At 63.2% G+C, this 9,774-nt stretch carries 12 protein-coding genes and 1 pseudogene; 6 read left to right on the top strand and 7 right to left on the bottom strand.

Translation table 11 applies throughout. The features are described 5' to 3' along the window. The 5 genes and pseudogenes from ACIQ2E_RS08925 to ACIQ2E_RS08905 form a co-directional block, all read right to left on the bottom strand. Positions 1-334: pseudogene (locus ACIQ2E_RS08925) on the bottom strand (diguanylate cyclase); the annotation flags it as partial. Positions 335-502: 168 nt separating this feature from the next. After that, the gene (locus tag ACIQ2E_RS08920; protein WP_398329154.1) at positions 503-2,017 is read right to left on the bottom strand and encodes an alpha/beta hydrolase family protein; all 1,515 of its coding nucleotides are present in this window, start codon (positions 2,015-2,017) and stop codon (positions 503-505) included. Positions 2,018-2,041: 24 nt separating this feature from the next. Next, entirely contained in the window at positions 2,042-2,224 is a 183-nt protein-coding gene (locus ACIQ2E_RS08915) for a hypothetical protein (RefSeq protein WP_398329151.1), read from the bottom strand. Then, positions 2,224-2,679, bottom strand: coding sequence for a hypothetical protein (locus ACIQ2E_RS08910; RefSeq protein WP_398329148.1), 456 nt, complete (start codon positions 2,677-2,679; stop codon positions 2,224-2,226). Before ACIQ2E_RS08910 ends, ACIQ2E_RS08915 begins: the two co-directional genes overlap by 1 nt. Beyond that, complete coding sequence (locus ACIQ2E_RS08905; protein WP_398329145.1) at positions 2,676-3,089, bottom strand: hypothetical protein; 414 nt, start codon at positions 3,087-3,089, stop codon at positions 2,676-2,678. Before ACIQ2E_RS08905 ends, ACIQ2E_RS08910 begins: the two co-directional genes overlap by 4 nt. 42 nt (positions 3,090-3,131) lie before the next feature. On the opposite strand from ACIQ2E_RS08905, the gene ACIQ2E_RS08900 reads away from it, so the two are divergent. The 6 genes from ACIQ2E_RS08900 to ACIQ2E_RS08875 all read left to right on the top strand — a co-directional run bounded on the left by ACIQ2E_RS08900 (position 3,132) and on the right by ACIQ2E_RS08875 (position 8,674). Beyond that, the gene (locus ACIQ2E_RS08900; protein ID WP_398329142.1) at positions 3,132-5,282 is read left to right on the top strand and encodes a mechanosensitive ion channel family protein; all 2,151 of its coding nucleotides are present in this window, start codon (positions 3,132-3,134) and stop codon (positions 5,280-5,282) included. Between the two features lie 348 nt (positions 5,283-5,630). Beyond that, a complete protein-coding gene (locus ACIQ2E_RS08895; RefSeq protein WP_398329140.1) occupies positions 5,631-5,789 on the top strand; it encodes a hypothetical protein in 159 nt (52 codons plus the stop codon). 6 nt (positions 5,790-5,795) lie between these two features. Then, complete coding sequence (locus ACIQ2E_RS08890; RefSeq protein WP_398329137.1) at positions 5,796-6,371, top strand: PCC domain-containing protein; 576 nt, start codon at positions 5,796-5,798, stop codon at positions 6,369-6,371. After that, on the top strand, positions 6,364-6,933 hold the full coding sequence (locus tag ACIQ2E_RS08885) for a hypothetical protein (protein WP_398329134.1): 570 nt from the start codon (positions 6,364-6,366) through the stop codon (positions 6,931-6,933). The genes ACIQ2E_RS08890 and ACIQ2E_RS08885 overlap by 8 nt, the downstream gene beginning before the upstream one ends. Beyond that, positions 6,926-7,525 carry a rhomboid family intramembrane serine protease gene (locus ACIQ2E_RS08880; RefSeq protein ID WP_398329132.1) on the top strand — a complete coding sequence of 200 codons (600 nt, stop codon included), beginning with the start codon at positions 6,926-6,928 and terminating at the stop codon, positions 7,523-7,525. Before ACIQ2E_RS08885 ends, ACIQ2E_RS08880 begins: the two co-directional genes overlap by 8 nt. 27 nt (positions 7,526-7,552) lie before the next feature. Next, a complete protein-coding gene (locus ACIQ2E_RS08875; protein WP_398329129.1) occupies positions 7,553-8,674 on the top strand; it encodes a zinc peptidase in 1,122 nt (373 codons plus the stop codon). Here the strand turns inward: ACIQ2E_RS08875 and ACIQ2E_RS08870 are convergent. After that, complete coding sequence (locus ACIQ2E_RS08870) at positions 8,667-9,485, bottom strand: glutathione S-transferase family protein (RefSeq protein WP_398329126.1); 819 nt, start codon at positions 9,483-9,485, stop codon at positions 8,667-8,669. The genes ACIQ2E_RS08875 and ACIQ2E_RS08870 overlap by 8 nt on opposite strands. A 5-nt stretch (positions 9,486-9,490) precedes the next feature. Further along, positions 9,491-9,649 (bottom strand): hypothetical protein, encoded by a 159-nt coding sequence (locus ACIQ2E_RS08865; RefSeq protein ID WP_398329123.1) that lies wholly within the window; start codon positions 9,647-9,649, stop codon positions 9,491-9,493. Positions 9,650-9,774: the final 125 nt, after the last annotated feature.

Below are 9,774 nucleotides of genomic sequence, written 5' to 3'. Positions count from 1 at the left end.
GTTCAACGTCGTGCAAGCGCTGGGTGCGCCGCCGCAGGATGCCGGCCCCAAAACCACAGTCGGTGCGGAACAGGCGAATACGGGTGGCCAGCTCAAGCTGGGTGGGTTGGGCGAGTGCCACCACGTAGTCGCGGGGGCCGGCCTGCAGGCGATCCCGCTCCTGAATGATCAAATCGGCAAGTGCAGGCCAAACCTGCTTCAAACCTTGGCCGCACCAGTTCTCAGCCTTCACACCAAGCCGGATGGAGGCCGTGCGGTCCAGATGACTGATCGAGCCATCGGGGCCGCAGAGCAACAGCCCATCGCCAGGTTCGAGCAAGAAATATGGACGCACACACCCAGCGGAGCAGATGTGACGCTAATCAGCACGCCCCTACGGCCGCTCCGGCTGCCATAAAAAACAGCCCGTGCGGGCTGTGTGAGGAGGCTTCCGCGTCAGCAAAGCGGGCTCGGCGAAGCGCCGCTATCAGCACGACTACCTATTAATCAAGCCCGTCAACCCTTAGCGACCGTCCAAGCGATCGGTGACATCCGCCATCGGCTTGCCATCACTGCCCCAGGAGCCCTGCGGCAGCAGAGGCAAGGCACCGGGCGAAGGTTTCACTGCTGAGCCAGCGGCGAAGGCGCGGTTGGTCCACTCGAGCAAGAGCGGTGCCACGGGGCCACCTCCCGTGGCTTGGCCGGGCCGCAGGTTGAAGTGATCTCCCCCCTTCACCAGCACCAGCTGATTGCCTTGGGGATTGGCGTTGGTGAAGGGCTGCACCGCCTCTGGATCCGGCGGAACCACCCAATCGTGGGTACCGCTCACCAAGAGCACACGAGCGGTGATCTGCTTTGACGAACCCTTGGGAAACAGCAACGACATCGGAGGGCTCACCGCCGCCACGGCGATCACGCGGGGGTCATCCACCGCCGCTTGATCCACCGCCGACATCCAACTGCATTGCAGCGTCCAGCTGAGATTGCGATCGGGATCGAGAAGGTTGTCGCAGCGTGCCTTCAGGTCACGAACGTCTGGTTTCACACCGGCCAGCTGAAGCGCCGTGGTGGCCCCCCAGGAATGGCCGATCACCACCACTCGATCGGCTTTCACCCCAGCCAAGACCGGTAGCTGGCGCTGGGCCACCGCGTCGTTGATCGCGGTCACATCCTTGGCCCGCAGAGCCAGCTCTTCTGGTGAAGGCGGGGGTGCCTGTCCGGAGAGCACCTCATGCTGCTGGTGCTTGTCGCTGCCTGGATGGCGAGGCAGCACAACCGCATAACCCTGTTCCGCCAAGCGCTGCCCCCAGCCTTCGAAATTCCTGGGGCTATCCCAAAGACCATGGGAGATCACAACAAGGCCGCGCGGGGCGCCGCTGCTGGGCGGCATCACCACGAGCTCCAGCGGTTCGGGCCGGTGCGACACCGCCAGTGTTGTGCGGCTCACAGCAACATCTGAGCGCGGCGCGGCGGGCAAGGCCGCCGGCGCAGGACCCGCGAGGGCCATCAACTGATCGGCGCGGCGGCGGTGGCGCAGCATGCGCGCCAGCACAACCTGCGCTTGCGACAGGTTGAGCCGCACCCGTTCGCCCGGAATCGCCTCCATCAACTGAAGCAGCGTGGGCTGACCATCTGGTGATTCGGCCGTGGCCTTGTCGAGGGCCTGCTTCAGCGTCTCGCCGGAAAGATCAGGGCTGCGGCCCTCCACCGTGCCGAACGACGACACCAGCAGCAGCGCTTGCTCCAGCAGCGGTGAGCCAACAGAACTCTCGGCTAGTTGGCGAAAACTCACCGGCACCGGGTGGTTGAGCAGCTTGAGCAATTTGCGGCCCAGCTCTCCATCGCTGGCGCGATCCAGTTCGGCCAGGTCGCTGCTGCCCTGCATCAACGCTGCAGGATTCTTCAGCTCACTCAGCTTCACGGTGAGCGTGTTCTCCATCAGCGGCAGCTCCACAACCACCTCTTCCAGCGCCTGCACTGGCGCACTGGTGATCACCAAAGCCGCCAGGGCCATGGCTGAACGGATCAGGTTGCGCATCACCAGGCTCCCGGAGGGGGCAGGTTAGGCGGGGTCGAGCGGCTCGATCCGGTAGTACTCCCGATCATCGGAACAGCACAGGTCGGCGTAGTAGCGCTCGAGCACGGCATAGGCCTCCTCATAGGTGGCAAAGCAGCTCCCGGCGATGGCATCGGTGGCGCCGTCATCCCGGCTGATGCGGTAACCCGAAGAACCAGAACTCAACATCAAGGCGCCAAGGCTTCAAGGGCTGCGGCCAGATCCTGGTGGTGTAGCCCCTCACCATGGGCGCGCACGAGGGCAGAGACCCCAATGCTCTGGCGCTCAGGGTGCAGCTGATGAAACGGCACCAACCAGAACCGCCAACGCTGAGGATCAAGCGGATCGGGGGCAGCAGATCCCCCCGCACGCTCACCCGGATCGAGCAAACAAAACAACTGAGCCCGAAGGGAACGATCTCCCACCCGAAACGATGCGGGCCGCTCCTCACCCACGCTGGCGGAGGCGACTGCCAATCCGCAGCCACCCCACTGCAAGTCGCTGAGCGGCCAACGCGATGGAGGGGGGACGTCAGCGGCAGACAGGCCCAACGCGGCCCTCACCTGCCAGAGGGCCGAGGCATGCAGCAACCGCTCGTCCAACAGGCTGGGATGGCACCAGGCCAAAAAGGCGTCTCGCGTCATCGCAGCAACAGCCAAAGCACCAGCACCACCAGCAGAGCCATCAACGCTGCAACGGCTCCCACCACACCCATCAACAGGCGACGGGTGGTGATCGGCCACCAGAGCAACCCCAGCCAGACAGGCAACAGCGGCCAAAACAGCGGGATCAGGAGCGAGACTGCCGCTAGCAAGAGCAACGTGCGCCGCCGTTGGGCACGACGGTGCTCACTGGCTGCGAGTTCAGCGCGCTCGTCATCACTGAGCCAGCGGCCCTGTTGACGCGCCAGATCGAGCTCGCGCTCCAGGCTGCCTGAACGGCTCCTAGGAGCTGCCAGCTCAGCAACGGCATCCAGCACACCCGCACTCGCTTCCCGCAACACCGACGCTCCAACGAGCACGGTTTGGCGCATCCCGTGGCGCAGACGACTCATCGGCAGTGACAGCGATGATTGGAAACAACAATGCCCATGCTGATGCCGAGGTTCTGGATCCGGCGAGCCCTAGCGGCTGTCAGTGGATTGCTGATCAGCCTGGTGTTGATGCTGCCTGGGCCAGCTCAGATGCGACAAGCACAGCCAGCGCCTGTGCGTGAAGGCATACCCCTCAGCAGCCAACCCTTTTATCCAGCCTTGCTCGATGCGGCAGAAACCTGGGCAGGGGTGCCTCTGGGCGAGGTGATCGGTGACAGCCCACGCTCCACCCTGCTGAACTTCTATGTGGTGATGGCCGGGGTGGGCCACCAGATGCGCACCATCAGCGCCAGCGCCCGCACCGATCCTGGATGGGACTGGAGCCCGGCAGCGCGCCAACGCATCGACAGTCTGAACATACGCTTCAATATGGCCGTAGAAGCTCTCAATGCATCTGAGTTCGCTGCAAGCGTCAGAGGCGACCGCGCCGAGGAAGCAGCGATTCAGCTCAAGCAGGTCTTGGATTATGTCTTTGGCAATAGCCGAAAGACATTTCAAGTTCCTGACCGCGAGGCCATTCTCAAGCTGAACGAATCCCTAGAGAAAGATGTCAGCGACTGGCGCCTCCCCGGCACGGCCGTGGTGCTGAGCCTCGCAGATGGCGATGAAGCCCAAAGCGGCAATTACCTGTTCTCGGCCAGCACAGTGCAACAGGTGGAGAGGATGTATGAGGAAATCAAGGGATTACCCTCACAATCCACGCCTTTCACAACACCGGGGCTTTATGAATTCTATTCTCAGACGCCCGGCTATCTGATTCCTCCCAAGTGGTACCTACGGCTACCAGGCAGCGTGAGAACGCTGATTGAAGTTCGAATCTGGGGGCAAACACTGTTCCAGATCCTGTTCTCCCTGCTCACGATCGCGCTGCTGCTACTGGTCATTTCCTGGCTTGGACGGCGCTTGACCCGTACGTACCGCTATGACGACAGCCGCAACAGCGAGAACCTTCCAGGGCTTAACACCGACAACACAGCTTGGCGGCGCGTCTTGCTGGTCATTCCTGTCCTGCCGCTCACAAGAGTGAGTAATGCCGTTGTGGACACCTACCTCAACATCACCGGCACGCCATTGGTGGTGACCACGTTCGGCTTCTATATCATCTATTTCTTATCAGCCAGTGTGCTGGCTTACCTGTTTTTTGAAGCGCTCGGGCGATCGAGCTCTGAATGGTTGATGCACCTCAGAGGCGGTACGTCAACCCTATTGCTGCAACGCATCAGCAGTTTCGTGATGCCGATCTGCAGAACGCTTGGTGCCCTCACCATGGTGGCACTGATCTACCACCTGCTCTTGCTGCTGGGATTGCCCGCTGAGACAGTGCTGGCCTTTTCAGCTGTTCCAGGCTTGGCCATCGGCCTGGGAGCCTCAAAATTGCTTGGCAATCTCTTTGCAGGCCTGTCGATCCAAACCGATCGGCCCCTGCGGGTGGGCGAGTTCTGCCGAGTGGGAGACAACCTCGGCTTTGTGACCAAGATCGGCCTGCGATCCCTTGAGCTTCAGACCCTCGACAGCCGGATCACCATTCCCAACGCCATCGCCGATGACGCGACGATCGTGAATTTCTCGCAGCGATCGCAGCGATCAGACCTGCCCCCCAGACAGGGCATCGAGATGCGCTACGCGCTCAACCAACCGCTCAGCCCAGAACAGGTGGAAGACCTGTTGCACTATGCCCGCCAAGAGGTGAAGCAGCGGCCGGAGCTGCTTCACACCCTGGTGAGTGTGGAACGCAACAACGAGGATGTCCTGGAGCTGGTTTGCTTCGCCAGCGTGGAATTGCACGGCTGGCAGGCCTATTTGGAGCTGCGGGAATCCGTGCTGTTGCGCATGCAGCAGATCGAAGATCAAGTGGCCAAATCAAGGGTGGTGATCGGCGTGTCGTACGACACAACCGCCGAACAGCTGCGCCAAATCCCGCTCTGGATCAAGGAGGTTGTGGAAGCAGACCCGGCCTTCAGCCTGCGCTCCTGCCGCCTGATGGCGATCTCTGACTTCACTTACGACTACGTGTTTGATTTCCGCAGTAGCCACGGGAGCTACGCCGCCTTCCAAGATGGGATCAACAGGATGAACCAAGACCTGCTGGCCAGCTTTGCGCGCCATCAGGTGGACATTCCATTCCCAACCCAAATGGAAATCCAGAAGGACTGAGCAGAAGCCGTCGTCCCACGCCGCGCTGTGATGGACAACACGGCACGAATTCTGCAGCAGATGTTGGAGTGATGATGTTGCCCGCAGGGAGCCACAACGGTGATTCCAGCTGGATTTCTGATCCTGGTCAGAGCGCTTCCCTGGATCGCGCTCTGCAGTGTGGTGGCCGCTGCGGCAGCCCTCAGCCTCGAGCTGGCGTGGTCCGCGTGGAGCGCCTGAACCAGCCTGAACGGCGCTTGCTGCTCTGATCTCTGTAAAGAGATGGGAAGCCCGCCAACAGCGTGAGGCAACCACGCGACAAAGGCGCATCACCCGACTTAAGATTTTCTCAAGGTCTGACAGGTTCCGTTGAACGAGAACAACCCCGTGCTCCACGCCATGCGCCAGGAGCTGCACGAGCTGAGGGGTCGCTACCACCGTCAGCCCAGTGATTTCAACCGTTACCAGCTGGTGCGCCACGAACAGCGCCTGGCTCAGTGGGTACCCTCGGAGCTGCTCAGCGCCTGATCAGCCATGCGGGCTCTGCCCATTCATCTCGAAGCGGGCTCCGATCTTCGGGCCAGCCTTGAGCACCTGGCGGCCAGTGAACAGTCCTCAGGGTTTGTGTTGAGCGTGGTGGGGAACCTCAGCCAGGCGTCGTTTGCCTGCCCTGGCCTGGATCAACCCACCGTGCTCCTCGGCGAGCTGGAGATCATCACCCTGCAGGGCACCCTGTCCCCCCAAGGCGTTCATCTGCATTTGAGTTTTTCTGACCCCGGCTGTCAGGTGTGGGGAGGGCATCTCGAGCACGGCAGCTTGGTGCTCAAGGGCGCTGATCTTTTGGTGGGTTTCCTCGAGCAGGGCGGAGCCCAACAACCAACGGCGACGCTGCACAGCCAAGCCCGTGTTCAGGTGGCCTTAGCTGAGGGATGTGCCTGGTCGCGCCGCACGGAACGGCTGCTGCAGGGGCTTGCCATTCCCTACGAAGTGGTGGCTGCAGGCCCAGGCCCCCTGCCGCAGATCCAGATCGATGGCCAGTGGATCGGTGGCTACAACGAGCTGGCCTCGCTCCACGCCCGAGGCTCCCTGCAGGCTTTACGCCATGGCTGAGTGTCAGCTCACAACCCTGGCGGGCTGTGAGCTGGTGATCGGCCGCTACCCCCGTTTTCTCTACAACGCTCGGGGAGGCAGCGCTGTTGGCGAAGCCAAGCGGATGGATTCAGACGCGATCAAGCTGAGCTTTGCGGCTGAAACCACAGCCATTCCGGCCTTAAGCGGGCGCACCGCACGCTTTCTGGGCCTGCCGCTGCCGCCCGGACTTTGCGTGCAGATTCATCCGATCCGCCTGGACGGAACGCTTGAGCCCGCCACAGGCCAGCTCGAGCTGGAGTTCTGCGCCCAGTTCCGATTTCAGGCGGGCTTCGGCCCGAGCCTCCGCTACTGCGCACCGGATCTGATGGTGAACACGCGGCTCAGCACCGAAACGATCAAAAGCCAGCGGCATCGCCGCCAAGGCATCCGCTTGCAGGACGGGAACCCCGGCATGCTGGTGGGAACCGCCTTGATCGAACCCACAGGCGAGGCTTGGTTCGACCGGTTTCTGGGCCTGCCGGATGAGGCGCTCGCCGTTCTGGAATGCCAGCTGAGCCTGGCGGGAGGCCTGGATGGCTGACAGCCTCGGACAACGGCTGGAGCGCAGCCTGGCGCGGCTTAGCACCAACCTGATCATTCCGCCCTTGCTGCTGGTGATCCCCTGGGCGCAGGAGTTGATCGATCAGCTGCTGTTTGGTGGCCGCTGGAATCTGCCGATGACACCGCGGGGGCCGATCTGGGGCGTGCTCACCGCGCCGTTCAGCCACAGCGGCTTTGGTCATCTGCTGGCCAACAGCCTGATCTTCCTTCCCCTCTCTTGGTTGGTGCTCGCCAAAAGCCGGCGCGACTACATCGCGGTGTGGCTCGGGGTGTACGCCACCGCCATTCCGGTTTGGCTCTTCTGGCCTACGGCCAGTCATGGCCTTTCGGGCGTTGTGTACGGGCTGCTGGGCTATTTGCTGTTGATCGGATGGCTCGAAAAGCGGCCCCTTTCCCTGCTGCTTTCAGTGGTTTGTCTGGTGAGTTACGGCGGGGTGCTGCCGAGCCTGATTCCCCTGTTCTCCCCTGCAGGGGTGAGCTGGATCGGCCATGCCAGCGGCTTTGCGGGGGGCTTGCTGGCGGCCTGGGCTGTGCAGCGCGGCCCTGAGCCCGCCGGCGGCAGCGAGCGGTAAAACGTGCTGCAGGCACCCACATCAGGCATGCCCCAATTCCGCCGTGCTCTGGGCACGTTGCTGGTGGCAGCCATCAGCGCAGCTGTGAATCCTGCTGATTTGCTGGCACAGCCCTGGGCTCCAGGCCAGGGCCCTCCGCCAGGCCTCACCCTGCCCACCGCCGCAGAAGCCAAGCAACTGGAGCAGTTGCGTCTCAACGGTGAGCCACAGGGGTTGCGGGAGCGGTATCTGCGCGAGGCCCATGCGCTTTTGCACCGCTTCTGGGGAAGCAAGCAGCCGCCCAAGTTGCTGCTACCTGGGGATCGCGCCGAAGGCTGCGGGGTGGAGCGGGTGGCGCATCCGATGGCCTACTACTGCCCGCCCAGCCAGGAACTGGCCATGGCGCTCAACCTGCGCAAAAGCGTGCGCAGTGCCCGCGGCAAAACCGATCGGGAGCTGCTGCTGCTGGATCTGGCTGTGCTGGCCCACGAGTGGGGGCACCACGTGAACCGCGAGCAGGGCCGCGGACCCTTCAAAGGCGGCATGGGCCTCACGGTGAAACAGGAGGAGCTGGCCGCCGACTGGCGCACCGGGGTGGTTCTCGGCTGGATGCTCAATGCCGGCGCTCTGGGTGTCGACGACTTCACCCAGACGGCCAACTTGATGTTCGAAATGGGCGATTACGAGCGTCTGGCGGCCCAGCACCATGGCTACCCCAAAGACCGCTTTGCCGCCCTCACCCGCGGCCTCACCAGCCAGCTGACGGTTGGGCAGCAACTGGGGGAGTGGCGGATCGACACCGCCGAAACCTTCAGCCGGCCGCTCATGCTCACCACCGACGATCGCCAGCTCGGCCGGCGCCGCTATGAGGTGCGCCGCTTTGAAATTGATCGGGGCCAGCAGATTGCCACCAACCTGATCGGCGGGTTGCTCGGTGCGGCCAGCTGCGTCTGGGGAAACCAGCAGCAGTGCATCGGCATGGCCGCGCAGCAGGGGAAGGGCCGTGCCGATGGCAGCTACACCCAGCGGCGGCTCACGCTGCATTGCGCCAGACGCAGCTTTGATGTGAGCGACGACGACTTTGACCCGCAGCCCGCCGAGCGCGATGGCAAGGGCCAAGCAGCGGTGTTACTGGATCGCGATTGCCCCAAAGCGGGCGGCGTCAGCTGAAGCGGGTGTGCCGGGCCTCGAGCACCGCCCGTACAAAACGGCGCCGTTGAAAACGGGTCCACAGATCCGCCTCCTCAAACGCTGGCCGTTGCTCATAGCGCTGCCACCAACTCTGTAGATCCGGTCTGCTGAGCAGAGCAAGCTCACCGGCCATGGCCAGGCGCGAGCAGAGCACAGCGACCACCACATCGGCAGAGCTGATGCGCGCACCAAACAACCAGCCGCTCGCCACCACTGGCGGCAGCGAAGCCAGATAAGCCGACACCTGCTCCCGTTGCTCCGCCAACACAGCAGGGGCTGGCCTGCCTTGAAACACAGCCAGCCGTGCCTGGTTCTGCTGCACCTTCGCCTGCAGAACCGCAGCCTGATCAGACTTGGCAGCGATCTCCCGCTCCAGCTTGGCGTTGATGCCGCTGAGCATCCAAACCATGACCGGCTTGAACCAGGGGCGCGTGGCCAACACCTTGCCGAAGGTGAGCGTTTCGATCGAGAGGGCGTAGTGCCCCGCCACGGCCCGTTGGATGGCCTCAGCGCGGCTGGCATCGGCATCAGCCCAGGCCAGCTCCGGCCGTTGCTCGGCCTGCTGAGCGGCGTAGCGCAGGATCTGCGCGCTGTCGGTGAGCAGCACCCCGGGGCCGCGCAGGGTGGGCACGGTCATGTGGGGGTTGAGCCGCCGGTACGCCGGACTCAGCTGCTGCTTGGCCAGATGGATATCCATCAGCCGGCTCGCGTAGGCCAGACCCGCTTCCGCCAGGGCCAGGCGCGCCACCATCGAGTAATACGACGGCTCTGCGTGAAAGAGTTCCAGCATCGGGCTTAGGTGAGATGCAGCAGCAACTCCAGTTGCAGCTTCTCGGCAAGGCCTGCATCAATCGCCCGGAATTGGGCTAAGGCACGGCGGCGTTGCTGGGGATACAGCACCAGCAGATCTGCCAGGGCCAACTCCAGACAATGTTGATCGAGCTCTCGGTTCACAGGATGGGCTCAGCGACCGGATCACATCAGCCGTGGGCAGCTGCGGCCAGGGGCCAGGGCCAGATCAGCAGGCTGCCTGCCATGGCTTGCCGGCTTATTTGCTACGAGCTGTGTCCACATCCACC

This window comes from Vulcanococcus sp. (assembly GCF_044369115.1).
Classification (GTDB): domain Bacteria; phylum Cyanobacteriota; class Cyanobacteriia; order PCC-6307; family Cyanobiaceae; genus Vulcanococcus.
Note: the sequence above shows the minus strand (reverse complement) of the source record. Positions and strands in the feature narration are given on the sequence as shown.